Source organism: Salmonella sp. SAL04213, assembly GCF_046550535.1.
GTDB lineage: Bacteria > Pseudomonadota > Gammaproteobacteria > Enterobacterales > Enterobacteriaceae > Salmonella > Salmonella enterica.
Genome location: NZ_JBGDXS010000008.1, coordinates 1 through 24803, shown reverse-complemented (window position 1 = coordinate 24803; position 24803 = coordinate 1). Strand labels below are relative to the sequence as shown.

Sequence of the window (24803 nt, the reverse complement as noted above, 5' to 3'; positions counted from 1 at the left end):
CTTTATTGCACAGCAAACTGCTGGCGTACTTTACGCATCAGCAAAAAGAGCCAGGGCCACAGCACGCCATTGACTACACTACTCCAGAACACTTCCGGTCTGAAAGAGACGTTGATCACTAAAAACTCGGCCCAGAAAACAATAATGTCCACGGCCAGTGAAAGCAACATTACCACCAGCGCCTGCTGCCAGAGCGCCAGGTTACGGAAGAGCTGGAATTTCAGAGCGACCAGGTAGGCGACAATACTCATCGACAGAGCGCGCACGCCAAGTGTGGAACCGCTGATGAGATCAAGTATGGCACCCATCACAAATCCCGTCCCCACATTTACGCGGTGCGGCAGGGCCAGAATCCAGTACAGTAAGATGAGCAAAACCCAGTTTGGCCGGAAAACAATGATGTCGTCCGGCCAGGGCATGATTTGCAGCAACAGCGCAATAAGAAACGAGAGCCAGATAACCCAGCGCCCCTGGCTACGATAGCTCGCCACCATTACCCTCCCGGCGCACGCGCAGGCGGCGTGGTCGCGCCCGAAGGCGATGGTTGCGTTGATACCGGCGCCGTCTGGCCCGCAGATGGCTGAGTAATCCCCGTCGCCGGGTCCGGCACTGGCGCCGGCGGCCCCATCGCATCCGGAGAAGGCAACACCTGCGGCATCATCTGCATCAGGCGCTCATTGGCGACGCGGTGAACCTCTTCCGGCGTCATCGGATTGGCGCCGTTACGATCGGCTCCCCACAACAGCAGCAGATAGCGTAAACGCTGCAAACCCGCGGTTGGACGTGCCTGAATGACGGTATAAGCGCGCTGAGTGTCCAGCTTGACGGAGGAGACCACCGCCACCGGATACCCTTCCGGGAAACGCCCACCAAGTCCGGACGTTACCAGCACATCGCCGACGCGAATATCGGTATTGGCGGGCAGATGTTCAAGCTGAAGATCGTCAGTGCAGCCGTTACCGGCGGCAATCACGCGGATGTCATTGCGCAGTACCTGAATCGGCAGCGCATGAGTCGCATCGCAAATCAGCAGTACGCGGCTGGTCAGTTTCGCCACGGCGACAACCTGCCCTACGACGCCTTTGTCGCTAATGACCGGTTGACCTTCATATACGCCATTAACGCTGCCTTTATCGATAACGACCTGATCGCTGTAAGGATCGTTAACCGTTGAAATAACCTGCGTCACCATTTTCTGCTCGTCCTGACGCAGCGGCGACCCCAGCAGCTCGCGCAACCGCGCGTTCTCCTGTTTGTACTGCCCCAGCATCAGCAGGTCGCTGTTTTTTAGCAGTAATTCCTGGCGCAGCGCCCGGTTTTCCAGCTCAAGCTGGTCGCGAGAAGCCAGCGTTTGCGACACGCTGTCGAGCAGTTCACGAGGGCCGTTTGAAATAAAATAGAAAGGACTGACGGCAGTGTCCATGTACGTTCGGATTTGACTGAACGTCCCCAGGCGGCTGTCGGCAATGATAACGCCGAGCGCCACCAGCACCGCCAGAATAAGGCGAATCTGTAGCGACGGGCCACGGCTAAAAATTGGCTTCATAGGCTATGCGTATTCTCGCGTCGGAGAGGCAGGACAATCCAGGGATAATCCTGCCCGTATCCAACTACTCTTCGCTGAACAGGTCGCCGCCGTGCATATCGATCATTTCCAGCGCCTTGCCGCCGCCGCGCGCCACACAGGTCAGCGGATCTTCAGCAACCACGACAGGAATGCCCGTCTCTTCCATTAACAGACGGTCAAGGTTACGCAGCAGCGCGCCGCCGCCGGTGAGCACCATACCGCGCTCGGAGATGTCTGACGCCAGCTCCGGCGGACACTGTTCCAGCGCCACCATTACCGCGCTGACGATACCGGTCAACGGTTCCTGCAACGCTTCCAGAATCTCGTTTGAGTTCAGAGTAAAGCCGCGTGGAACGCCTTCCGCCAGGTTACGGCCACGCACTTCGATCTCGCGGACTTCGTCGCCCGGATAAGCGGAACCGATTTCGTGTTTAATACGTTCTGCGGTAGCTTCACCAATCAGAGAACCGTAGTTACGACGAACGTAATTAATGATGGCTTCGTCGAAGCGGTCACCACCAATACGGACAGAAGAAGAGTAAACCACGCCGTTCAGGGAGATAACGGCAACTTCAGTGGTACCACCACCGATATCCACAACCATTGAACCGGTTGCTTCAGAAACTGGCAGACCTGCGCCGATCGCGGCCGCCATCGGCTCTTCGATCAAAAAGACTTCACGGGCGCCTGCGCCCTGAGCGGATTCACGAATCGCGCGGCGTTCTACCTGCGTCGCGCCGACCGGCACGCATACCAGTACGCGCGGGCTTGGGCGCATAAAGCTGTTGCTGTGCACTTGTTTAATAAAGTGCTGGAGCATTTTTTCGGTCACAAAGAAGTCAGCGATAACGCCGTCTTTCATCGGACGGATCGCAGCGATATTGCCCGGCGTACGGCCCAGCATCTGCTTCGCATCATGACCGACTGCAGCCACGCTTTTCGGCGAACCGGCACGATCCTGACGAATGGCCACAACGGAAGGCTCATTCAATACGATGCCTTGTCCTTTTACATAAATGAGGGTATTCGCGGTACCCAGGTCAATGGACAGGTCATTGGAAAACATGCCACGAAATTTTTTCAACATACTAAGGGATAATCCTGAAAGCTGGGGCGGAAAACAAAATCCGCTTACTTTACCAACCACACGCAGCAGCGACAAGGCGCAAAAATCATCTGCTACGGTGAAAATTAGTGCAGTTCGTTTCCTTTGTTACAAATCTCGGCCTGAGTCCCTCAGGGCTGAAAAAATCAGCAGCAATCCTCGCCTTCGTTTGCAACCTGTCAAAGGTCATTCACCTGCATATTTGCTGCAACAATCTGGCGAGCAGACAAGCACACCCCCATGAGGCGCAGCGCGCGTTATTCTACGTGAAAACAAATTAAACGGCAGGTTAAACCGAGTATCTTTGCGAATATTTTTTCACGTTTGTGTCAAGTAGTTGGGAGGAGGCAAAAAAATCACCCTGCCCGCCAGCCACGCCGCGTTTTGTCAGCGTCTGCCACTCGCCGCGCGAACGGACGCCCGTCGCGTAAACCTGCGTAGGCGTGCCCGCGCAGGCCTCTACCAGACTTTGAACCAGAAGCTGGTTTTCCGTTCGCTTCTCAATGTTTCTGACCAGACTCGGATGCAGCTTGAGTAATTCCACATTGAGCGCTTTAATCCAGCTCGTGCTAACCAGCGTCAAACCCGCCTGTGTCACCGCCACCCGAACGCCAAGCGCATTGACTAAGCGAAGGATGGGTTGTAACCGGCTGATGTGTTGACAAACATCTGCCTCCGCAAGTTCAATAATTATGCGATTTCGCTGTGATTTTTCACACTGCATTAACGTATCGCGCAACCAGCGCTGAAAACGCGGACGAATCAGCGACTCAACCGTCAACTGCATTGCCAGATTTTCATCCGGCCAGTAGCCCAGCAACGTAATCAGGCGGCTAATTTGTAATCTGTCATACTCTTCCGATAAACCAAATTGCAACACCATCGGCATATACTCCGCCGAGCTCACCTCTTCTTTACCGTCATAGATGCGACACATCAATTCCCGATGATGTACGCGACCCTCTCGCGTGACCGCTGGTTTTTGATAAAGTCGCGGTCCGCCCCGGTTCAGCATCTGCTCAATCAATGTGCGCCAGCGCACATTGCCGCGCCCTTTTTCCGGCAGAGTGTCGTCGTAAATAGCCCAGCTATTTCCCCCCTGCAGGGCGGCATTCCGCGCCGCGGCTTCAGCATGTTCCATCACCTGCTCGGTGGACTGTCCGCTGCGCCAGGCGCAAATGCCGATATGTACCATATCGTCACGATCGAGCATTTTGTTAGCCGGTAGCGCATCGACAGCTTTTAAAAGTTGTCCGGCAATACTTTCCGCTTCTTTCAGCGTTCGATGCGGTAGCAGCACGGCAAAGTCGCTGCGGTGATAACGCGCCAGCAGCGAGCCTGGGTAACGCATAATAAATGTCGATAGCAGATTGATAAGCATAAACATCTGCTCTTCCGCCTGATTGCCTCCCAGGCTGTCGCGCAGAAGATTGAAGTCTGGCAAGCGGATCATCATCACCACGCCATGCACTCCCACTTTTTCCTGATCTTCCAGCAGCGTAGCCAGTTGGTTATCAAAAAACAGACGGTTACCGAGCCCGGTTTTGGTGTCCTGCGCGGCGTAGGAGCGAATGAGGGTGTCCAGGCGACTACGCTGTTCGTGAGCAAACTGAATTTCGGAAAGCAATACATCAAGCGCGCTACTGGTGCGCGCTGGCCATTCGTAAACAGAACCGCGGACATTCGCCCCGCGTTCGCCGTTCAGAATGCGCGTGGAGCGAATTTCCAGAAGCTCTTGCCCGGAAAGCTGCCGCTGCAGCCAGCGCACCGATAAAAACAAAATCAGAACGATAAAACCGATCGCCAGCGTCAGCGGCGCCGTGGTGATCAGTGAGTGAAAATAGTTACCCATCGGGTCCTGGTAAACCAGACGTAGCGACATTCCTGGATGTTTTATCAGCGGTACGACCAGCTCGCGATACATGTCGCTGGTGCCGGCTGGCCGATAACCTCTGGCGCGAGAATGGCTGTAGACGCTGCGCTCCCCCTGCAACAGATCGACACGCACAATATCGGAAGCGATCATGAGTTCGTCGATTTGCGGCGTCAGCGAGACAATATCATGGGTCACCAGGTGCGTATCAATGGCTGTCGCCGTCGCCTGCACACGGCTGACATACTTATACTGTACGGCGTTATAAAAGCTTAGCGAGCAACCTATCAGAGTCACGAAGATCGTTAACCCCGTGAGCAGCGTGATAAAAGCTGAGAATTTCGTCGTTAATCGCATCCTTGAGTTAACTCCGACGGTTATAAACAGTATGAAAAAGCGAATCTGAAGGCGGAATTCGCCACGGCGCGCAATGAAGCAGGCATACTACCAAAATGGATCTATCTGGCAATTTATTGCGTTGCATCGGCATCACGTTTTAATTAGCGAGTATAGTCTTCGTAGCTATTTTTCCAATCTACCATGTAAAGTGAGGACAGGTTATGCAGGCGTTGATCTTAGAACAGCAGGACGGTAAAACCCTCGCATCCGTGCAACATCTCGAAGAGAGTCAACTGCCGGCAGGTGATGTGACGGTGGATGTCCACTGGTCCAGCCTGAATTATAAAGATGCTCTGGCTATCACCGGAAAAGGGAAAATTATCCGTCATTTTCCGATGATTCCTGGTATTGATTTCGCCGGCACCGTTCACGCAAGCGAAGATCCTCGCTTTCATGCAGGCCAGGAAGTACTACTGACTGGCTGGGGCGTGGGCGAAAACCACTGGGGCGGCCTGGCCGAACGCGCACGCGTTAAAGGCGACTGGCTGGTCGCGCTGCCTGCGGGACTGAGCAGCCGTAACGCCATGATCATCGGCACCGCCGGTTTTACCGCCATGCTGTGCGTCATGGCGCTTGAAGATGCAGGTATTCGCCCGCAAGACGGTGAGGTTGTCGTCACCGGCGCCAGCGGCGGCGTAGGCAGCACTGCCGTTGCATTACTGCATAAGCTGGGCTATCAGGTTGCAGCAGTATCAGGACGTGAAAGCACCCACGGCTATCTTAAGAGCCTGGGAGCTAACCGTATTCTCAGCCGCGATGAGTTTGCTGAATCTCGCCCGTTGGAAAAACAGCTGTGGGCCGGTGCAATTGATACCGTTGGCGATAAAGTGCTGGCGAAAGTGCTGGCACAGATGAACTATGGCGGTTGCGTGGCTGCCTGCGGCCTGGCGGGCGGCTTCGCGCTGCCGACCACCGTTATGCCATTCATTCTGCGTAATGTGCGTTTGCAAGGGGTGGACTCGGTGATGACCCCACCGGCACGTCGCGCAGAGGCCTGGGCGCGTTTGGTTAAGGATCTGCCGGAATCGTTCTATGCTCAGGCCGCCACAGAGATTACGCTGGCGGATGCGCCGAAGTTCGCCGATGCCATCATCAATAATCAGGTTCAGGGCCGTACGCTGGTGAAGATAAAATAACGTCACGTATAAAAAAATTTACACTTAATTAACTATTTATTTTTACACATTGACACACTCCCTGTCATATTCACTACACGCCATGTTGTGGTGGGTAGACCGGGAGTCTGTGATGAAAAAGATACGTCCATTAACAGAAGCCGATGTGACTGCGGAATCGGCTTTTTTTATGCAGCGCCGACAGGTGCTAAAAGCATTAGGCATCAGCGCGGCCGCCTTATCCTTACCCTCAACGGCGCAGGCCGATCTCTTCAGTTGGTTTAAAGGCAACGATCGTTCGAAAGCGCCTGCCGGTAAACCGCTTGAGTTTAGTCAGCCTGCCGCCTGGCGAAGCGATTTAGCGTTAACGCCGGAAGATAAGGTGACGGGCTACAACAATTTCTATGAGTTTGGCCTTGATAAAGCCGACCCGGCGGCCAATGCCGGAAGTCTGAAAACCGAACCGTGGACGTTGAAAATCAGCGGGGAAGTCGCGAAGCCATTTACGCTGGATTACGACGATTTAACACATCGTTTCCCATTAGAAGAGCGTATCTATCGAATGCGCTGCGTCGAAGCGTGGTCCATGGTCGTGCCGTGGATTGGTTTCCCTTTATATAAGCTACTCGCGCAGGCACAGCCCACCAGCCACGCTAAATATGTGGCATTCGAAACGCTATACGCGCCGGATGATATGCCAGGACAGAAAGATCGCTTTATTGGCGGCGGACTGAAATACCCTTATGTCGAAGGGCTACGTCTGGACGAAGCCATGCATCCGCTGACTCTGATGACCGTTGGCGTCTATGGTAAGGCGTTACCCCCGCAAAACGGCGCGCCTATTCGACTCATCGTTCCATGGAAGTATGGTTTTAAAGGTATTAAATCTATTGTCAGCATTAAACTCACCCGCGAACGTCCGCCAACCACCTGGAATTTGTCGGCTCCCAACGAATATGGTTTTTATGCCAATGTGAACCCGCATGTGGATCATCCACGCTGGTCTCAGGCTACCGAACGCTTTATTGGTTCAGGCGGTATCCTTGATGTACAAAGACAGCCGACGCTGCTGTTTAACGGCTACGCCAATGAAGTCGCTTCGCTGTATCGCGGTCTCAATTTGCGGGAGAATTTTTAAGTGCGTCTGACAGCAAAACAGATAACCTGGCTAAAAGTTTGTCTGCATCTTGCGGGTTTTTTGCCGCTTCTGTGGCTCTTTTGGGCGATAAATCACGGTGGACTCAGCGCAGACCCGGTAAAGGATATCCAACACTTTACCGGCAGAACCGCGCTCAAATTTTTGCTCGCCACCTTGCTGGTTTCGCCGCTGGCGCGCTACGCTAAACAGCCATTATTGATACGCACACGCCGCCTGTTAGGATTATGGTGTTTCGTTTGGGCTACGCTGCATTTAACCAGCTATGCCTTACTGGAACTGGGGATACATAACCTGGCGTTGTTAGGAAGCGAGTTGATTTCACGCCCTTATTTGACGCTTGGGATCATTAGCTGGCTGGTGTTATTGGCGCTGACGTTGACCTCAACGCAATTTGCGCAGCGTAAATTGGGCAAACGCTGGCAAACACTGCATAACGTCGTCTATCTTGTCGCGATCCTGGCTCCCATACATTACCTGTGGTCGGTAAAGATTTTATCACCGCAACCGGTCATCTACGCGGCATTAGCGTTAGCCCTTTTAGCGTTGCGTTACCGGAAGTTTCGCCAGTGGTGGCGCTAGTTTGGTGAACTGTGCGGTCGATTGCAAAACGCAAAACAGGTAATGTCCTTTTTATGTTTCGGGTTGATTATCTTCCCTGATAAGACCAGTATTTAGCTGCCAATTGCGACGAAATAGTTATAATGTGCGACTTTACATTCCCCAACGGCGATTTTCGTTCGCAGAAAGGGTGACAATCGAGCAATGAAGGTATATTTTGTTTTTTGCCCGAAAATGGCAGAAGATAGCCACACAATGACTGGCAAATCATGAATTTCACCTTCGGGTGCTACGGCATAACAGGCAAATCAAAGATGCGCGGTATTTTACCCGCGGCAGTCATTCACATGCTTTACAGACGGCGCTAAAACGCCTGTCACAATCACACTAAACAAAGAGTACGGAACCCACTCATGGATATTCGTAAGATTAAAAAACTGATCGAGCTGGTTGAAGAATCAGGTATCTCCGAACTGGAAATTTCTGAAGGCGAAGAATCTGTTCGCATCAGCCGCACAACGGCAAACGCCGGTTTTCCGGTGATGCAGCAGGCTTATGCGGCGCCGATGATGCAGCAACCCGCTCTGTCTAACGCTGTCGCGCCAGCGGCTACTCCAGCAATGGAAGCGCCTGCCGCAGCGGAAATCAGTGGTCACATCGTACGCTCCCCAATGGTTGGTACTTTCTACCGCACCCCAAGCCCGGACGCGAAAGCGTTCATCGAAGTGGGCCAGAAAGTGAACGTGGGCGATACCCTGTGCATCGTTGAAGCCATGAAAATGATGAACCAGATCGAAGCTGACAAAGCAGGTACTGTGAAAGCGATTCTGGTCGAAAGTGGTCAACCGGTAGAATTTGACGAGCCACTGGTCGTCATCGAGTAACGAGGCGAACATGTTGGATAAAATTGTCATCGCCAACCGCGGCGAGATCGCACTACGTATTCTTCGAGCCTGTAAAGAACTCGGCATCAAGACCGTCGCTGTGCACTCAAGCGCGGATCGCGATTTAAAACACGTATTGCTGGCGGATGAGACGGTCTGTATTGGTCCGGCACCGTCCGTAAAAAGTTATCTGAACATCCCGGCTATCATTAGCGCCGCTGAAATCACCGGCGCGGTGGCAATCCACCCGGGTTACGGCTTCCTTTCTGAGAACGCCAATTTTGCCGAGCAGGTTGAACGCTCCGGCTTTATCTTTATCGGCCCGAAAGCGGACACCATCCGCCTGATGGGCGATAAAGTGTCCGCGATTACCGCGATGAAAAAAGCGGGCGTGCCGACCGTACCAGGATCTGACGGCCCGCTGGGCGACGATATGAATGCGAACCGCGCTCATGCCAAACGTATTGGCTATCCGGTGATCATCAAAGCGTCCGGCGGCGGCGGCGGCCGCGGTATGCGCGTGGTTCGTAGCGATGCTGAACTGGCGCAGTCCATCTCCATGACCAAAGCGGAAGCGAAAGCGGCTTTCAGCAACGACATGGTATACATGGAAAAATACCTGGAAAATCCACGCCACATCGAAATTCAGGTGCTGGCGGACGGCCAGGGCAACGCTATCTATCTGGCGGAACGCGACTGTTCCATGCAGCGTCGCCACCAGAAAGTGGTTGAAGAAGCCCCGGCGCCAGGCATTACGCCGGAACTGCGTCGCTATATCGGCGAACGCTGCGCGAAAGCGTGCGTAGACATCGGCTATCGCGGCGCAGGGACGTTCGAATTCCTGTTCGAAAACGGCGAGTTCTATTTCATCGAAATGAACACCCGTATTCAGGTTGAACACCCGGTGACTGAAATGATTACCGGCGTCGATTTGATCAAAGAGCAGTTGCGCATCGCGGCGGGTCAGCCGCTGTCGATCACACAGGACGAAGTTGTCGTTCGAGGCCATGCGGTAGAATGCCGTATCAATGCCGAAGATCCGAACACTTTCCTGCCAAGCCCTGGCAAAATCACGCGCTTCCATGCGCCTGGCGGCTTTGGCGTTCGCTGGGAATCTCATATCTACGCGGGCTACACGGTGCCGCCGTACTATGATTCCATGATCGGCAAACTCATCTGCTACGGTGAAAACCGCGACGTGGCGATTGCCCGTATGAAAAATGCCCTGCAGGAACTGATTATCGATGGTATCAAAACCAATATCGATCTGCAGACCCGCATCATGAATGACGAGCACTTCCAGCACGGTGGAACCAACATCCACTATCTGGAGAAAAAACTCGGTCTTCAGGAAAAGTAATCGCACGTTAATCTCAAAAGGCCGGTGAATCCGGCCTTTTTTATTTCTGGGGATAGCGATGCCCCATCATGTACAATTCCCGCTTTCTTCACCCATAAGGGACAAAAAATGGACGCTCGTTTTGTTCAGGCCCATAAAGAGGCGCGCTGGGCGCTGTGGCTGACCCTTTGCTATCTGGCGGCATGGTTAGTGGCTGCTTACTTACCTGGAGACTCGCCGGGAATTACCGGTCTGCCGCACTGGTTCGAAATGGCCTGCTTATTGACGCCGCTGGTCTTTATTTTGCTGTGCTGGGCGATGGTGAAATTCATTTATCGCGATATTTCGCTGGAGGATGACGATGCAGCTTGAGGTCATTCTACCGCTGGTAGCCTATCTGATCGTGGTCTTCGGGGTCTCGATTTACGCTATGCGCAAGCGTACCGCCGGCACTTTTTTAAACGAATATTTTCTTGGCAGCCGTTCGATGGGCGGGATCGTGCTCGCGATGACGCTTACCGCCACCTATATTAGCGCCAGTTCATTTATCGGCGGTCCCGGCGCGGCTTATAAATACGGTCTGGGCTGGGTCTTGCTGGCGATGATCCAGCTTCCCGCCGTCTGGCTTTCACTGGGTATTCTGGGTAAAAAATTCGCTATCCTGGCGCGTCGCTATAATGCCGTCACGCTTAACGATATGCTATTCGCGCGTTACCAAAGCCGCCTGCTGGTGTGGTTGGCAAGCCTGAGTTTATTGGTCGCGTTTATTGGTGCAATGACCGTACAATTTATCGGCGGCGCGCGACTGCTGGAAACCGCGGCGGGAATTCCCTACGAAACCGGCCTGCTAATATTTGGCGTCAGTATCGCACTCTATACGGCGTTTGGCGGCTTTCGCGCCAGCGTACTTAACGATACGCTACAGGGCCTGGTGATGCTGGTCGGCACGATAGTGCTGCTGGTGGGCGTGGTGCATGCGGCGGGCGGTCTAAGTCAGGCCGTTGACACGCTGCACGCTCTCGACCCCAAACTGGTAACGCCGCAGGGCGCCGATGACATACTTTCTCCCGCCTTTATGACCTCTTTTTGGGTACTGGTCTGTTTTGGTGTGATTGGCCTGCCGCATACGGCGGTGCGCTGCATCTCCTATAAAGACAGTAAAGCGGTACACCGGGGCATTATTATCGGTACGATTGTCGTGGCGATTTTAATGTTCGGGATGCACCTTGCCGGCGCGCTGGGTCGCGCGGTGCTTCCGGATCTGACGGTGCCGGATCTGGTGATCCCAACGCTAATGGTGAAAGTTTTGCCGCCGTTTGCCGCCGGGATCTTCCTCGCTGCGCCAATGGCGGCGATCATGTCAACAATTAACGCCCAACTGCTGCAAAGTTCCGCGACGATCATTAAAGATCTCTATCTCAACCTGCGCCCCGATCAGATGCAAAATGAGATCCGGCTGAAGCGTATGTCGGCAGCGATTACATTACTGCTAGGCGCGCTGTTGCTGCTGGCCGCATGGAAACCGCCAGAGATGATCATTTGGCTCAACCTGCTGGCGTTTGGCGGCCTGGAAGCGGTGTTCTTATGGCCGCTGGTATTGGGTCTTTACTGGGAGCGGGCAAACGCGGCAGGCGCATTAAGCGCCATGATCGTGGGCGGCGTGCTATATGCCCTGCTTGCCACATTTAATATTCAGTACCTGGGCTTTCATCCGATTGTGCCCGCGTTACTGTTAAGTTTATTGGCTTTTCTGATCGGAAACCGATTCGGCTCTTCCGCTTCGCAAGCCACCGTATTGTCTACTGATAAATAAAGAGTTTTGCCATGCCATGGATCCAATTGAAACTGAATACCACCGGCGCGAATGCTGAAGAGCTGAGTGATGCGCTGATGGAAGCGGGCGCCGTTTCCATTACCTTTCAGGATACGCACGATACGCCGGTTTTTGAGCCGTTGCCGGGCGAAACCCGTCTGTGGGGCGATACCGATGTGATCGGTCTGTTCGACGCCGAAACCGACATGAAAGACGTTGTCGCGATTCTGGAGCAACATCCGCTGCTGGGTGCCGGATTTACCCATAAAATCGAACAACTGGAAGATAAAGACTGGGAACGCGAATGGATGGATAATTTCCATCCGATGCGTTTTGGCGAGCGTCTGTGGATTTGTCCCAGCTGGCGTGACATTCCGGACGAGAATGCCGTCAACGTGATGCTCGACCCGGGACTGGCGTTCGGTACGGGTACGCACCCCACCACCTCTTTATGTCTGCAATGGCTGGACGGGCTCGATCTCAACGGCAAAACCGTGATCGACTTTGGCTGCGGTTCAGGCATTCTGGCGATTGCCGCGCTGAAACTGGGAGCAGCAAAGGCGATTGGTATTGATATCGATCCACAAGCTATTCAGGCCAGTCGCGATAATGCCGAACGCAACGGCGTGTCTGACCGGCTGGAGCTGTACCTGCCGAAAGACCAGCCAGAAGCCATGAAAGCCGACGTGGTCGTCGCTAACATCCTGGCAGGCCCATTACGCGAACTGGCCCCATTAATCAGCGTACTGCCCGTTGAGGGCGGTCTGCTGGGGCTTTCAGGTATTCTCGCCAGCCAGGCGGAAAGCGTCTGTGATGCTTACGCCGAGCTTTTCACTCTCGACCCGGTCGTCGAAAAAGAAGAGTGGTGCCGCATTACTGGCCGTAAGAAATAATTCTTGTCAGCGTGGTCGCCCGGCCACGCTTTTCTCCACACAACTGCCTTAACGCCTTTCAGGCACCGAGACATCATTAAATTCATCAAATGAATGCCTGAAATGACTTCTTTGTCACTATCCGTCTGGATAAACAGCTGCTACCAGCGGACAAAAGGTACTGGCGTTTTAACGGGTCGCAGCCATCGCCCTCGTACTTAGTAATGCTGTCCGGGTTGTTCTGCAGCATCCGCTAACCCTCTCTTCAACGCAGCTGGAAAAATTTATCCGTGCCATTCATGAACACAAAAGCGCATCTGTGCGCCCCCTTCCGACTGGCAATGGAGAAAAATCACGCGCAGCGGGAAGTGATCTTGTCCTGAAACGAGACGGCGATCCCATTCATTTGGGGTAATTAGCTTATAAAAAAAGCAGATTATTCCGCTTATCTTGTTTCTGGACGAAGAAATAGAGAGAAGTTACGGGAATTTGTAAGCGCGTACAAAACCGCCGACAATAAATAACCCTATGATTTTACTGAATTATAAATTTATTTTGCTGTTTTTAAGCACGATTCATTGATCTACAACAGTGGATTGTTCAAAGTTTGGCCTTTCATCTCGTGCAAAAAATGCGTAATATACGCCGCCTTGCAGTCACAGTATGGTCATTTCTTAACTCATGCGCATCGGACAATATCAGCTCAGAAATCGCCTGATCGCAGCGCCCATGGCTGGCATTACTGACAGACCTTTCCGGACGCTGTGCTATGAGATGGGAGCAGGATTGACAGTATCCGAGATGATGTCTTCTAACCCGCAAGTGTGGGAAAGCGATAAATCTCGTTTACGGATGGTGCACGTTGATGAGCCAGGAATTCGCACGGTGCAAATTGCCGGTAGCGACCCTGTTGAGATGGCCGATGCCGCACGTATTAACGTGGAAAGCGGCGCCCAGATTATTGATATCAATATGGGGTGCCCGGCGAAGAAAGTGAATCGTAAGCTGGCAGGTTCAGCCCTCTTGCAGTACCCGGATTTAGTGAAGTCTATACTCATCGGGGTCGTAAACGCAGTGGACGTTCCTGTGACTCTCAAGATTCGCACCGGCTGGGCGCCGGAACACCGTAACTGCGTAGAGATTGCCCAACTGGCTGAAGATTGTGGTATTCAGGCTCTGACCATCCATGGCCGCACCCGCGCCTGTTTGTTCAACGGAGAAGCTGAATACGACAGTATTCGGGCAGTTAAGCAGAAAGTTTCCATTCCGATTATCGCGAATGGCGACATTACTAACCCGCATAAAGCCAGAGCTGTTCTCGACTATACAGGGGCGGATGCCCTGATGATAGGCCGCGCAGCTCAGGGAAGACCCTGGATCTTTCGGGAAATCCAGCATTATCTGGACACTGGGGAGCTGCTTCCGCCGCTGCCGCTGGCAGAGGTAAAGCGCTTGCTTTGCACGCATGTTCGGGAACTGCATGACTTTTACGGTCAGGCAAAAGGGTACCGAATCGCGCGTAAACACGTCTCCTGGTATCTCCAGGAGCACGCTCCAGACGACCAGTTTCGGCGCACATTCAACGCTATTGAGGACGCCAGCGAACAGCTGGAGGCGTTGGAGGCATACTTCGAAAATTTTGCGTAAACAGAAATAAAGAGCTGACAGAACTATGTTCGAACAACGCGTAAATTCTGACGTACTGACCGTTTCTACCGTTAACTCTCAGGATCAGGTAACCCAAAAACCCCTGCGTGACTCGGTTAAACAGGCACTGAAGAACTATTTTGCTCAACTGAATGGTCAGGACGTTAATGACCTGTATGAGCTGGTACTGGCTGAAGTAGAACAGCCCCTGTTGGACATGGTGATGCAATACACCCGTGGTAACCAGACCCGTGCTGCTCTGATGATGGGCATCAACCGTGGTACGCTGCGTAAAAAATTAAAAAAATACGGCATGAACTAATTTCGATTAGCTAACTGCTTGTTTAAAAAGGCGCTACTCGGCATGGGGAAGCGCCTTTTTTATACGCATCACATGGAATTTGGTCATGAAAGCGGAATGTGAACCTCAGTACTTTGGCGATGAATCGAAGAAGATTATTCACGGTGACGCGCTAACAGAACTTAAAAAACTGCCTTCTGAAAGCATTGACTTAATTTTTGCCGATCCGCCTTACAATATCGGAAAAGATTTCGACGGTATGGTGGAATCCTGGGACGAAGCGTCTTTTCTGGCCTGGCTGTATGAATGCATTGATGAATGCCACCGCGTACTGAAGAAACACGGCACCATGTACATCATGAATAGCACAGAAAATATGCCGTATATCGATCTCAAATGCCGAACGCTTTTTACCATCAAAAGCCGTATCGTCTGGTCCTATGATAGTTCCGGGGTGCAGGCGAAAAAATACTTTGGTTCTATGTATGAACCGATCCTGATGATGGTAAAAAACCCGAAAAGCTATACCTTTAACCGTGATGCGATTCTGGTCGAAACCACCACGGGCGCTAAGCGCGCGCTAATCGATTATCGAAAAAACCCGCCCCAACCATACAATCAGAAAAAAGTGCCGGGCAACGTCTGGTCATTTCCTCGCGTACGTTATCTGATGGATGAATATGAAAACCATCCTACGCAAAAGCCCAGCGCGCTGTTAAAACGGATCATACTGGCCTCTTCTAACCCGAGCGATACCGTATTGGACCCTTTCGCGGGCAGTTTCACCACAGGCGCTGTCGCAGCGGCGTCAGGTCGTAAGTTTATCGGTATTGAACTCAATAATGAGTACGTAAAAATGGGGCTCAGAAGATTGAGCGTCACTTCGCATTATTCAGAAAATGAACTTGCAAAAGTCAAAAAGAGAAAAACACAAAACCTGTCCAAAAAGCAGCGAAATGTCGGGATAAACGCGCTATCTTCAGAGAAGTAAAAGCATTGTAAGTCCGCTTTTCAGCGTCAAAATTTCATGTATATTCCCAGCACGCATGGGCATGAATACACAGGATTTGACGATGATACGTAAGTATTGGTGGCTGGTTGTTTTTGCCGTCTCCGTTTTTCTTTTTGATGCGCTTTTGATGCAATGGATCGAATTGATGGCGACTGAACAGGATAAGTGCCGAAACATGGATTCGGTTAACCCTCTTAAATTGATCAATTGTACCGATCTGGAGTAGCGAACCGGGCGATTTAACCTATGATTATTTATCACCCGGATTTCTTTTATCCCTTATAAAAACAGGGAATTAAAACACGTTGAGGATAAAAGAAGGGGTGATACTGTCTCGTCCTGTTCTTTTCCTGCATAACCAATGAGCTAATGATACATGCCGGTTAGTGAGTACAACCACATCCTTGTGGCGGTTTCATTTGCTGTCGCTATTTTTGCGTCCTATACCGCATTAAATATGGCCGGACGCGTAGCCGGAAGCGCCCGATCAAACGCCAGAATATGGCTAATGGGCGGCGGCTTCGCGCTGGGCGTCGGTATTTGGGCGATGCATTTTGTCGGGATGCTGGCGATGGATCACGCGATGAACATGCGCTTCGATCCGTTCCTCACCGGCCTCTCCATGCTGATCGCGATCGGCTCCTCCCTGTTTGCGCTATGGCTGGTTAGCGCTGAAAAACTGCGCCTGCGCCGTTTACTACCGGGCGCGCTGGTGATGGGACTGGGCATCAGCGCAATGCATTATACCGGGATGGCGGCGCTGCAATTTGCTTCCATTATCGTCTGGAATAGCGCGTGGGTTGCCCTCTCTATCATTATCGCGCTACTGGCGTCCTGCGGCGCGCTGTGGCTCACGTTCCGCCTGCGTCATGAGGGAACAGATGTCGCCCTGAGGCGAGCAGGCGCCGCGGTATTAATGGGGATAGCTATCGCCGGCATGCATTACGCCGGCATGAAGGCCGCACACTTTCCCCAAAACTGGCCGATGGAGCATCGTGGCGTCGATAGCAACTGGCTGGCTGTTCTTGTCAGCGTGGTCGCGCTGACTATCCTGGGTATTACTCTGCTGGTTTCTTTATTTGACGCCCGGCTTCAGGCCCGTACCGCACTACTTGCCTCTTCGCTGGCGCAGGCGAACCAGGAACTGGCGCAGTTGGCGCTGCATGATACGCTCACCCGTTTACCAAACCGGGTACTTCTTGAGGATCGTCTGGAACAGGCCATCAGCAAAGCGAATCGGGAAGGCACGTCTTTCGCGCTACTGTTTATGGATCTGGATGGCTTTAAAGCCGTTAATGACGCTTATGGTCATGATATCGGCGATAAGCTACTGGTGGCGGTCACGCATCGTCTGAACCAACCGCTGAGCGGGCAGTTTACCCTGGCGCGGATTGGCGGCGACGAATTTGTGCTGCTTGCAGAAGTCAGCGCGCCTGACGAAGCGGCTTCCCTTGCCAGCGCGCTGGTACATTCGATAGATGCGCCCTTTACGATAGATCCGTATGAACTGGTCGTCACCCTTAGCGTGGGAATAGCGCTCTATCCGCTGGACGGAAAAAACGAACGGGAACTGATGTTCAACGCCGATGCCGCGATGTACCACACGAAGCATACAGGGCGTAACGGATACCATTTCTTTCAGCCATCAATGAATATGCTGGCGCAAACCCAACTTCAGCTAATGAATGACCTGTGGCTGGCGCTGGAAAGACAAGAGCTCAGGCTGGTGTACCAGCCTAAATTTCAGGCTCCTGCCGGCCCCATTGTAGGATTTGAGGCCCTGTTGCGCTGGTATCATCCAAAACAAGGCGTACTGAATCCTGACCAGTTTTTACCGCTGGCGGAAAAAACGGGTCTTATCGTCACTATCGGTAGCTGGGTGATAGACGAGGCGTGTCGACAGCTCCGCGAGTGGCACTTACAGGGATACGCCTTATGGTCAGTGGCGGTAAACCTGTCCGCCTTACAATTTGAGCAGCCCGGGCTTGTGGACACCATTACGCGGAGCCTGGCCCGACACAGTATCCGTCCCGATTTATTGATTCTGGAAATCACCGAAACCACGGCGATGAACAAGCCAGAGCAAAGCGTCGCTATACTCACCAGATTAACGGAAATGGGGGTTAAGGCCTCTATTGACGACTTTGGCACCGGTTATTCCAGCCTTCTCTATCTGAAACGTCTTCCGGCGTGCGAACTAAAAATTGATCGCGCTTTCGTACATGAACTCAGCGAGGCAGGCGACGGCGCGACCATTGTTGCGGCTATTGTCGCGCTGGCGAAAGCGTTAAATCTGCAAATTGTGGCAGAAGGGGTAGAAAATGAAACACAGCAACAATTTTTGACCCAGTTAGGATGCCATACGCTTCAGGGGTTCCTGCTTGGCAAGCCGCGTACGGCAGAGGAAATTGCTCGCGATATTCGGGACCCTGCCAATATATTCACAAGGCCAATATATAATATCAACTCAAAATAATCTCAGGCTTCTTCCGCCTGTTGTTCATTTGGCATTAATTGCCTCACACTGCCATCCGGGCTTAGCATTTTTAATACATTATCGACTAATGCAGGCGCCTGCTTATAAAGATCATAACTTGTGGGATTCATTAACCAGTTCTTTACTATTCCGCTAAAACTACCATGCAGAATAATTAATATGACATCCAGATCAAGACTGCCTGAGATCAGCTTTTTATCCATACATCGCTGTAATACTTCAAGCAGCGACTGATGATGGAAACCCATCTTCTCCCGAATGGCCTGTTCCGATATCATACCATTATGGAATTCACATTTATGATATAAAATCTGCATTAATGCCTGCTGACGAGGCACTGCCGCAATATATTGTAAGGCTGCAATAAATTTCTCTCGTAGATCCTGTAAAGGATTATCATTCCAGCATCCCGTAAGCCTATCCTGAATAAGTTCGCGTAAAGGTGGTTGCTGTAACCAAACCTCATTAAACAACTGCGTTTTATTCTCAAAGTGCCAGTAGATGGCGCCCCGCGTGACATCAGCGGCATCAGCGATATCATTCAACGTCGTGTTGGCAACGCCGCGCAAAGCGAACTGCGCAATAGCGGTTTCAATCAAATGTTGCCGCGTTTTAAGCGCATCCGCCTTCGTTTTCTTCGCCATAATTAAGATATCCTGGACCATAAAAACGATAAATACGCTGATAAAATACTCAGCACAAAAAACAACTTTACCATGTCCTTTTTAGTCAGACGAGAGACAGCCATTTTTATTTCGCACAATATCGCCAAATCAATAATAAAAACAAATAAATTAATAAAACATATTCATATAAAATATATATTTCTAATTATGTTATTCAACATCATGATTTTACTAATCGGGACATTATGAAACGACAGGGAATAGTTCTTTTTTTTTGCTTTTATGTGCCGTGAACCCCATCCCAAAATAAGTATTGCTTACATCACAAGCTAATAATTTGTAGGATACCCCACTGCTATTCTATTTTTCGCGCGTTAACGCCTTACCGTTATCCGGTGAATAACGAGCTTTCGGTTTTTTAAGGAACAGTAATGACGAAACATGCCAGGTTTTCACTCCTGCCCTCATTCATCATATTCTCTGCTGCGCTGCTGGCCGGTTGTAATGACCAGGGAGATACCCAGGCTCATGCCGGCGAGCCGCAAGTCACCGTCCATGTGGTCGAAACAGCGCCGCTAGCCGTAACGACCGAACTTCCCGGACGTACGTCCGCATTTCGCATTGCGGAGGTTCGCCCCCAGGTGAGCGGGATCGTGCTTAAAAGAAACTTCACCGAAGGTAGCGATGTAGAGGCCGGGCAGTCGCTTTATCAGATCGATCCTGCCACTTATCAGGCCGATTATGACAGCGCTAAAGGCGAACTTGCTAAAAGCGAAGCGGCTGCGGCTATCGCGCACCTGACGGTCAAACGCTATGTTCCACTGGTCGGCACAAAATATATCAGCCAACAGGAATATGATCAGGCGATTGCCGACGCCCGCCAGGCCGATGCCGCCGTTGTGGCGGCAAAAGCCGCTGTTGAAAGCGCGCGTATTAACCTTGCGTATACCAAAGTCACCTCACCCATCAGCGGCCGTATAGGAAAATCTAATGTGACTGAAGGCGCGCTGGTGACTAATGGTCAGTCAACTGAACTGGCTACCGTGCAACAACTCGATCCGATTTATGTCGACGTGACGCAATCAAGCAACGACTTTATGCGACTCAAGCAATCCGTCGAACAAGGTAACCTGCATAAAGACAGCGCCAGTAGCACGGTTCAACTGGTAATGGAAAATGGTCAGGTCTACCCGATTAAAGGCACGCTGCAATTTTCCGACGTTACCGTAGATGAAAGCACCGGCTCTATCACGCTCAGGGCAGTTTTCCCTAACCCGCAACACAGTCTGCTTCCCGGTATGTTTGTTCGCGCCCGCATTGATGAAGGCGTCCAGCCCAATGCCATCCTTGTCCCCCAGCAGGGCGTAACCCGCACGCCGCGCGGCGACGCAATGGTGATGGTGGTTAACGATAAAAGCCAGGTCGAAGCCCGCAATGTCGTGGCGGCGCAGGCTATTGGCGATAAATGGCTCATCAGCGAAGGGTTAAAACCGGGCGATAAGGTCATCGTCAGCGGCTTACAAAAAGCGCGACCGGGCGTCCAGGTGAAAGCCACTACCGATGCTCCTGCAGCGAAAACGGCGCAATAAGGTAACCGTACATGGCAAACTTTTTTATTAGACGTCCTATTTTCGCCTGGGTTCTGGCCATTATCCTGATGATGGCTGGCGCACTGGCAATAATGCAACTTCCCGTTGCGCAGTATCCAACCATTGCGCCGCCAGCGGTTTCTATTTCTGCAACCTATCCTGGCGCGGATGCGCAGACGGTACAGGATACGGTTACTCAGGTTATCGAACAAAATATGAACGGTATCGATAACCTGATGTATATGTCCTCTACCAGCGACTCTGCTGGTAGCGTGACCATCACCCTGACCTTCCAGTCCGGAACCGATCCGGATATCGCGCAGGTTCAGGTGCAAAATAAATTGCAGCTCGCCACGCCTTTACTGCCGCAAGAAGTCCAGCAGCAGGGGATTAGCGTTGAAAAGTCCAGCAGCAGCTTTTTGATGGTCGCCGGGTTCGTCTCGGATAATCCGAACACTACCCAGGACGACATCTCTGACTATGTCGCCTCTAACATTAAGGATTCTATCAGCCGTCTTAATGGTGTGGGCGACGTTCAGCTATTTGGCGCACAGTACGCCATGCGTATCTGGCTGGATGCGAATCTGCTAAATAAATACCAGCTCACGCCAGTTGACGTCATCAACCAGTTAAAAGTACAGAACGACCAGATTGCGGCAGGCCAACTGGGCGGCACGCCAGCATTACCGGGCCAGCAGCTTAACGCCTCAATCATCGCCCAAACGCGTCTGAAAGATCCGGAAGAGTTCGGCAAAGTTACGTTGCGTGTCAATACCGACGGTTCTGTCGTCCATCTCAAAGATGTCGCGCGTATTGAGCTTGGCGGTGAAAACTATAACGTTGTAGCGCGCATTAACGGTAAACCGGCCTCCGGTCTCGGTATTAAACTGGCGACCGGCGCTAACGCGCTGGATACCGCAACCGCAATCAAAGCGAAACTGGCGGAGCTGCAGCCTTTCTTCCCTCAGGGAATGAAGGTGGTTTATCCTTATGACACAACGCCCTTCGTAAAAATATCTATCCACGAAGTGGTAAAAACGCTGTTTGAAGCAATTATTCTGGTGTTCCTGGTAATGTATCTGTTCTTACAGAATATCCGGGCAACCCTGATTCCTACCATCGCTGTTCCTGTCGTGTTGCTAGGCACTTTTGCGGTACTCGCCGCCTTTGGCTATTCCATCAATACTCTGACGATGTTTGGTATGGTACTGGCGATAGGGCTGTTGGTTGACGATGCGATAGTAGTCGTAGAAAACGTTGAACGTGTAATGATGGAGGATAACCTTTCTCCCCGAGAGGCGACGGAAAAATCCATGTCGCAGATTCAGGGAGCGCTGGTTGGTATCGCGATGGTACTGTCTGCGGTATTTATCCCGATGGCCTTTTTTGGCGGCTCGACCGGGGCAATTTATCGCCAGTTCTCTATTACTATTGTTTCAGCAATGGCGCTATCCGTTCTGGTTGCGTTGATTCTGACGCCAGCACTGTGCGCTACGCTGCTTAAACCCGTATCTGCTGAACATCACGAGAAAAAAAGCGGCTTCTTTGGCTGGTTCAATACCAAGTTTGATCACAGCGTTAACCACTATACTAACAGCGTAAGCGGCATCGTGCGTAATACGGGTCGCTATCTCATTATCTATCTACTTATTGTAGTCGGAATGGCGGTTCTGTTTTTACGCCTCCCGACCTCCTTCCTGCCGGAAGAAGATCAGGGGGTATTCCTGACCATGATTCAGCTCCCCTCTGGCGCTACGCAAGAACGTACGCAGAAAGTGCTGGATCAAGTCACTCATTACTACCTGAATAATGAAAAAGCGAACGTCGAAAGCGTGTTTACCGTAAACGGCTTTAGCTTTAGCGGTCAGGGACAAAACTCAGGGATGGCATTTGTCAGCCTTAAACCCTGGGAAGAGCGTAACGGTGAAGAAAATAGCGTCGAAGCCGTTATCGCCAGAGCGACACGCGCCTTCAGCCAGATTCGCGACGGGTTGGTGTTCCCCTTCAACATGCCGGCAATTGTCGAGTTAGGTACCGCGACAGGTTTCGACTTTGAACTGATTGATCAGGGAGGACTCGGTCACGATGCGTTAACAAAAGCGCGTAATCAACTCCTGGGTATGGTCGCGAAGCATCCTGACCTATTAGTGCGCGTACGCCCGAACGGGCTGGAAGACACGCCACAGTTCAAGCTGGATGTCGATCAAGAAAAAGCGCAGGCGCTCGGTGTTTCGCTGTCTGATATCAACGAAACCATCTCCGCGGCGTTGGGCGGCTATTACGTTAACGACTTTATCGATCGCGGACGAGTGAAAAAAGTATACGTTCAGGCTGACGCTCAGTTCCGTATGCTGCCGGGAGATATCAACAATCTTTATGTACGCAGCGCCAATGGCGAGATGGTGCCCTTCTCTACCTTTAGCTCAGCACGGTGGATTTATGGTTCGCCACGCCTGGAACGCTATAACGGGATGCCGTCAATGGAACTGCTCGGCGAAGCAGCACCCGGACGAAGCACCGGTGAAGCCATGTCGTTAATGGAAAACCTGGCTTCACAGCTGCCAAACGGTATTGGCTATGACTGGACAGGTATGTCGTATCAGGAACGGTTGTCAGGTAACCAGGCGCCGGCGCTGTACGCAATCTCACTCATTGTCGTTTTCCTCTGCCTTGCCGCTCTGTATGAAAGCTGGTCAATTCCGTTCTCGGTAATGCTGGTCGTACCGCTCGGCGTGGTTGGCGCTCTGCTTGCAGCGTCATTGCGCGGTCTGAACAATGACGTTTACTTCCAGGTTGGCTTGTTAACCACTATTGGCCTTTCTGCTAAAAACGCCATCCTGATTGTCGAGTTCGCCAAAGATCTCATGGAGAAAGAAGGACGTGGATTGATTGAAGCGACGCTGGAAGCATCCCGTATGCGTTTACGTCCTATTCTAATGACCTCGCTGGCCTTTATTCTCGGGGTAATGCCGTTAGTTATCAGTCGTGGCGCAGGTAGTGGGGCACAGAACGCAGTAGGCACAGGGGTTATGGGGGGAATGTTAACCGCAACCTTATTAGCTATCTTCTTCGTGCCAGTATTCTTCGTTGTTGTAAAACGCCGATTTAATCGCCATCATGATTAACCGGTAAACAGAGGCGTCTTCGGACGCCTTTTTAAACGGTACGTCTTTATCTCCGCTATTCTTCCCTCTCCGCTTACTTTTGCATTCTCCATAGTTTTTACAATTCACATGAATTGAGATGATTCCTCATGTCGGCCATTTTTTCTGTGGTGGTAAAATAACTCTCGTTTTCGCAGCGGTTAGAGCCAGCATTTACGTTGTTGTACTTCGCGAAACGCTGATTAATGAGGTAACACCATGAAAAGACTAATTCCAGTTGCATTGCTTACCACCTTATTGGCAGGTTGTGCACATGATTCTCCCTGCGTACCGGTTTATGACGATCAAGGGCGGCTGGTTCATACCAATACATGTATGAAAGGTACTACGCAGGATAACTGGGAGACAGCAGGCGCTATTGCTGGCGGCGCTGCGGCGGTAGCAGGGTTGACGATGGGTATCATTGCGCTTTCTAAATGATACATGCAGGCGCGGCAATGCCGCGCTTTCAGTAATAATATAAAGGTCGTAAGGATACTCAGCGACGTAATCTGTTCAGCCTATCCCCCGAAAGTTAACACGATAAAACGCTCTCTTTTCTTACTCGCCCATCCCGATGGTATTTATTCTATTCCTTGTCCGATGCAGACAAAATTGTAGCTTGATAGCATCGTAAGCCGCATTACAAACACGCTTTATACAGTAAGACTTAGAGCGTGGTCATTAGGCGTAAATTATTACAGACAGTCTGGATATAAACCGGAGCATACACGTAATACATGAGGATTTTGAGCACTGCCCCAGGGCCAAACTGGCAAATAAAATAGCCTAATGGGCCAGATTCTTAGTCCTCAGCGAATATCTCTATTGCTTATTAGAGGCGTAAGTAAAAGCCGTTTGTACATCTACTTCAGCACGGTTCACATTCGATGGTTCAGGCGGATATATGGCGGGAAATCACGTTTACTAAAACGGTTTTTATCCACTCTACGAAGATGTTTAAAACGCGTCGGCGTCATTACCCGATAACTTTTTCCATAGAAAGATAAATGCAAAAAGGCCCAGTCTTTCGATTGGGCCCTTTGCTTTATTTGATGTCTGGCAGTTTATGGCGGGCGTCCTGCCCGCCACCCTACGGGCCGTTGCTGCGCAACGTTCAAATCCGCTCCCGGCGGATTTGTCCTCCTCAGGAGACTACTCACCAACAAACAACAGATAAAACAAAAGGCCCAGTCTTTCGACTGAGCCTTTTGTTTTATTTGATGTCTGGCAGTTCCCTACTCTCGCATGGGGAGACCCCACACTACCATCGGCGCTACGGCGTTTCACTTCTGAGTTCGGCA

21 protein-coding genes are annotated in these 24803 nt (G+C 51.7%); 16 read left to right on the top strand and 5 right to left on the bottom strand.

The features are described from left to right. Window positions 1–2: 2 nt before the first annotated feature. From mreD to csrD, 4 genes are all read right to left on the bottom strand, one after another. Window positions 3–491, bottom strand: a complete 489-nt coding sequence (gene mreD, locus ACLJPQ_RS17840) for a rod shape-determining protein MreD (RefSeq protein WP_000179403.1) — start codon at window positions 489–491, stop codon at window positions 3–5. Between the two features lie 2 nt (window positions 492–493). Continuing rightward, the gene (gene mreC / locus ACLJPQ_RS17835) at window positions 494–1546 is read right to left on the bottom strand and encodes a rod shape-determining protein MreC (RefSeq protein WP_000802538.1); all 1053 of its coding nucleotides are present in this window, start codon (window positions 1544–1546) and stop codon (window positions 494–496) included. A gap of 64 nt (window positions 1547–1610) precedes the next feature. After that, window positions 1611–2654, bottom strand: coding sequence for a rod shape-determining protein MreB (gene mreB / locus ACLJPQ_RS17830; protein WP_000913396.1), 1044 nt, complete (start codon window positions 2652–2654; stop codon window positions 1611–1613). A gap of 307 nt (window positions 2655–2961) precedes the next feature. After that, window positions 2962–4902: an RNase E specificity factor CsrD gene (csrD, locus tag ACLJPQ_RS17825; protein WP_001241381.1), complete on the bottom strand. Its 1941-nt coding sequence runs from the start codon at window positions 4900–4902 to the stop codon at window positions 2962–2964. Between the two features lie 203 nt (window positions 4903–5105). Between csrD and ACLJPQ_RS17820 the strand changes: the two genes are divergently transcribed. The 13 genes from ACLJPQ_RS17820 to ACLJPQ_RS17760 all read left to right on the top strand — a co-directional run bounded on the left by ACLJPQ_RS17820 (window position 5106) and on the right by ACLJPQ_RS17760 (window position 18120). Continuing rightward, a complete protein-coding gene (locus tag ACLJPQ_RS17820) occupies window positions 5106–6080 on the top strand; it encodes an MDR family oxidoreductase (RefSeq protein ID WP_001148246.1) in 975 nt (324 codons plus the stop codon). 112 nt (window positions 6081–6192) lie between these two features. Continuing rightward, a complete protein-coding gene (gene msrP, locus ACLJPQ_RS17815) occupies window positions 6193–7197 on the top strand; it encodes a protein-methionine-sulfoxide reductase catalytic subunit MsrP (RefSeq protein WP_080185169.1) in 1005 nt (334 codons plus the stop codon). Next, the gene (gene msrQ, locus ACLJPQ_RS17810) at window positions 7198–7797 is read left to right on the top strand and encodes a protein-methionine-sulfoxide reductase heme-binding subunit MsrQ (protein ID WP_001240053.1); all 600 of its coding nucleotides are present in this window, start codon (window positions 7198–7200) and stop codon (window positions 7795–7797) included. A 392-nt stretch (window positions 7798–8189) separates the two neighbouring features. Continuing rightward, window positions 8190–8660, top strand: coding sequence for an acetyl-CoA carboxylase biotin carboxyl carrier protein (gene accB / locus ACLJPQ_RS17805; protein ID WP_000354626.1), 471 nt, complete (start codon window positions 8190–8192; stop codon window positions 8658–8660). A gap of 10 nt (window positions 8661–8670) precedes the next feature. After that, window positions 8671–10020: an acetyl-CoA carboxylase biotin carboxylase subunit gene (accC, locus tag ACLJPQ_RS17800; RefSeq protein ID WP_000884627.1), complete on the top strand. Its 1350-nt coding sequence runs from the start codon at window positions 8671–8673 to the stop codon at window positions 10018–10020. 108 nt (window positions 10021–10128) lie between these two features. Next, window positions 10129–10371 carry a YhdT family protein gene (locus tag ACLJPQ_RS17795; RefSeq protein WP_000340018.1) on the top strand — a complete coding sequence of 81 codons (243 nt, stop codon included), beginning with the start codon at window positions 10129–10131 and terminating at the stop codon, window positions 10369–10371. Further along, window positions 10361–11812: a sodium/pantothenate symporter gene (panF, locus tag ACLJPQ_RS17790; protein ID WP_001175684.1), complete on the top strand. Its 1452-nt coding sequence runs from the start codon at window positions 10361–10363 to the stop codon at window positions 11810–11812. The genes ACLJPQ_RS17795 and panF overlap by 11 nt, the downstream gene beginning before the upstream one ends. 11 nt (window positions 11813–11823) lie before the next feature. Then, window positions 11824–12705, top strand: a complete 882-nt coding sequence (gene prmA, locus ACLJPQ_RS17785) for a 50S ribosomal protein L11 methyltransferase (protein ID WP_001145851.1) — start codon at window positions 11824–11826, stop codon at window positions 12703–12705. A gap of 660 nt (window positions 12706–13365) precedes the next feature. After that, complete coding sequence (gene dusB / locus ACLJPQ_RS17780; RefSeq protein WP_001219664.1) at window positions 13366–14331, top strand: tRNA dihydrouridine synthase DusB; 966 nt, start codon at window positions 13366–13368, stop codon at window positions 14329–14331. 25 nt (window positions 14332–14356) lie between these two features. Next, entirely contained in the window at window positions 14357–14653 is a 297-nt protein-coding gene (gene fis / locus ACLJPQ_RS17775) for a DNA-binding transcriptional regulator Fis (protein ID WP_000462905.1), read from the top strand. An 85-nt stretch (window positions 14654–14738) separates the two neighbouring features. After that, complete coding sequence (gene yhdJ / locus ACLJPQ_RS17770; RefSeq protein WP_000642611.1) at window positions 14739–15623, top strand: adenine-specific DNA-methyltransferase; 885 nt, start codon at window positions 14739–14741, stop codon at window positions 15621–15623. 82 nt (window positions 15624–15705) lie between these two features. After that, on the top strand, window positions 15706–15870 hold the full coding sequence (locus ACLJPQ_RS17765) for a DUF2556 family protein (protein WP_000620015.1): 165 nt from the start codon (window positions 15706–15708) through the stop codon (window positions 15868–15870). 150 nt (window positions 15871–16020) lie between these two features. Next, on the top strand, window positions 16021–18120 hold the full coding sequence (locus ACLJPQ_RS17760; protein ID WP_080185170.1) for a putative bifunctional diguanylate cyclase/phosphodiesterase: 2100 nt from the start codon (window positions 16021–16023) through the stop codon (window positions 18118–18120). A 2-nt stretch (window positions 18121–18122) separates the two neighbouring features. Here ACLJPQ_RS17760 and envR read toward each other — a convergent pair whose 3' ends face one another. Continuing rightward, entirely contained in the window at window positions 18123–18785 is a 663-nt protein-coding gene (gene envR, locus ACLJPQ_RS17755) for an acrEF/envCD operon transcriptional regulator (protein ID WP_001085725.1), read from the bottom strand. Window positions 18786–19198: 413 nt separating this feature from the next. Between envR and ACLJPQ_RS17750 the strand changes: the two genes are divergently transcribed. The 3 genes from ACLJPQ_RS17750 to ACLJPQ_RS17740 all read left to right on the top strand — a co-directional run bounded on the left by ACLJPQ_RS17750 (window position 19199) and on the right by ACLJPQ_RS17740 (window position 23940). Then, window positions 19199–20356, top strand: coding sequence for an efflux RND transporter periplasmic adaptor subunit (locus ACLJPQ_RS17750; protein ID WP_000160383.1), 1158 nt, complete (start codon window positions 19199–19201; stop codon window positions 20354–20356). A gap of 11 nt (window positions 20357–20367) precedes the next feature. Continuing rightward, window positions 20368–23481, top strand: coding sequence for an efflux RND transporter permease subunit (locus ACLJPQ_RS17745; protein WP_001524677.1), 3114 nt, complete (start codon window positions 20368–20370; stop codon window positions 23479–23481). A gap of 237 nt (window positions 23482–23718) precedes the next feature. Then, window positions 23719–23940, top strand: coding sequence for a membrane protein (locus ACLJPQ_RS17740; RefSeq protein ID WP_000825645.1), 222 nt, complete (start codon window positions 23719–23721; stop codon window positions 23938–23940). The last annotated feature ends 863 nt before the right edge of the window (window positions 23941–24803 follow it).

What these genes read in the sequence shown, in the direction of transcription:
- mreB (WP_000913396.1), bottom strand. Translation starts at nt 2,654, where the DNA reads ATGTTGAAAAAATTTCGTGGCATGTTTTCCAATGACCTGTCCATTGAC.
- csrD (WP_001241381.1), bottom strand. Translation starts at nt 4,902, where the DNA reads ATGCGATTAACGACGAAATTCTCAGCTTTTATCACGCTGCTCACGGGG.
- envR (WP_001085725.1), bottom strand. Translation starts at nt 18,785, where the DNA reads ATGGCGAAGAAAACGAAGGCGGATGCGCTTAAAACGCGGCAACATTTG.
- msrP (WP_080185169.1), top strand. Translation starts at nt 6,193, where the DNA reads ATGAAAAAGATACGTCCATTAACAGAAGCCGATGTGACTGCGGAATCG.
- ACLJPQ_RS17745 (WP_001524677.1), top strand. Translation starts at nt 20,368, where the DNA reads ATGGCAAACTTTTTTATTAGACGTCCTATTTTCGCCTGGGTTCTGGCC.
- ACLJPQ_RS17750 (WP_000160383.1), top strand. Translation starts at nt 19,199, where the DNA reads ATGACGAAACATGCCAGGTTTTCACTCCTGCCCTCATTCATCATATTC.
- fis (WP_000462905.1), top strand. Translation starts at nt 14,357, where the DNA reads ATGTTCGAACAACGCGTAAATTCTGACGTACTGACCGTTTCTACCGTT.
- ACLJPQ_RS17740 (WP_000825645.1), top strand. Translation starts at nt 23,719, where the DNA reads ATGAAAAGACTAATTCCAGTTGCATTGCTTACCACCTTATTGGCAGGT.
- yhdJ (WP_000642611.1), top strand. Translation starts at nt 14,739, where the DNA reads ATGAAAGCGGAATGTGAACCTCAGTACTTTGGCGATGAATCGAAGAAG.
- ACLJPQ_RS17765 (WP_000620015.1), top strand. Translation starts at nt 15,706, where the DNA reads ATGATACGTAAGTATTGGTGGCTGGTTGTTTTTGCCGTCTCCGTTTTT.
- prmA (WP_001145851.1), top strand. Translation starts at nt 11,824, where the DNA reads ATGCCATGGATCCAATTGAAACTGAATACCACCGGCGCGAATGCTGAA.
- mreC (WP_000802538.1), bottom strand. Translation starts at nt 1,546, where the DNA reads ATGAAGCCAATTTTTAGCCGTGGCCCGTCGCTACAGATTCGCCTTATT.
- dusB (WP_001219664.1), top strand. Translation starts at nt 13,366, where the DNA reads ATGCGCATCGGACAATATCAGCTCAGAAATCGCCTGATCGCAGCGCCC.
- accC (WP_000884627.1), top strand. Translation starts at nt 8,671, where the DNA reads ATGTTGGATAAAATTGTCATCGCCAACCGCGGCGAGATCGCACTACGT.
- ACLJPQ_RS17795 (WP_000340018.1), top strand. Translation starts at nt 10,129, where the DNA reads ATGGACGCTCGTTTTGTTCAGGCCCATAAAGAGGCGCGCTGGGCGCTG.
- ACLJPQ_RS17760 (WP_080185170.1), top strand. Translation starts at nt 16,021, where the DNA reads ATGCCGGTTAGTGAGTACAACCACATCCTTGTGGCGGTTTCATTTGCT.
- ACLJPQ_RS17820 (WP_001148246.1), top strand. Translation starts at nt 5,106, where the DNA reads ATGCAGGCGTTGATCTTAGAACAGCAGGACGGTAAAACCCTCGCATCC.
- panF (WP_001175684.1), top strand. Translation starts at nt 10,361, where the DNA reads ATGCAGCTTGAGGTCATTCTACCGCTGGTAGCCTATCTGATCGTGGTC.
- accB (WP_000354626.1), top strand. Translation starts at nt 8,190, where the DNA reads ATGGATATTCGTAAGATTAAAAAACTGATCGAGCTGGTTGAAGAATCA.